Origin of the sequence: Streptococcus cristatus (assembly GCF_003943505.1) — a bacterium.
GTDB lineage: Bacteria > Bacillota > Bacilli > Lactobacillales > Streptococcaceae > Streptococcus > Streptococcus cristatus_E.
Window position 1 is genome coordinate 1 of the sequence record NZ_RJPS01000106.1, and the last position, 574, is coordinate 574.

The window sequence follows — 574 nt, forward strand, 5'->3', positions numbered from 1 at the left end:
TACTTTAACGACGCACAACGTCAAGCAACAAAAGACGCTGGTAAAATCGCTGGTCTTGAAGTAGAACGTATCGTCAACGAACCAACTGCTGCAGCCCTTGCTTACGGTTTGGACAAGACTGACAAAGAAGAAAAAATCTTGGTATTCGACCTTGGTGGTGGTACATTTGACGTATCTATCCTTGAATTGGGTGACGGTGTCTTCGATGTATTGGCAACTGCAGGGGATAACAAACTCGGTGGTGACGACTTTGACCAAAAGATTATCGACCACTTGGTAGCAGAATTCAAGAAAGAAAACGGTATTGACTTGTCTACTGACAAGATGGCAATGCAACGTTTGAAAGATGCGGCTGAAAAAGCTAAGAAAGACCTTTCTGGTGTAACTTCAACACAAATCAGCTTGCCGTTCATCACTGCGGGAGAGGCTGGACCTCTTCACTTGGAAATGACTTTGACTCGTGCTAAATTCGATGATTTGACTCGTGATCTTGTAGAACGTACAAAAGTTCCAGTTCGTCAAGCCCTTTCAGATGCAGGTTTGAGCTTGTCAGATATCGACGAAGTGATCCTTG

At 44.1% G+C, this 574-nt stretch carries 1 protein-coding gene; it reads left to right on the plus strand.

Translation table 11 applies throughout. The features are described from left to right. The coding region (locus D8792_RS11245; RefSeq protein WP_142999414.1) for an Hsp70 family protein at window positions 1-574 on the plus strand (574 nt) is incomplete at both ends.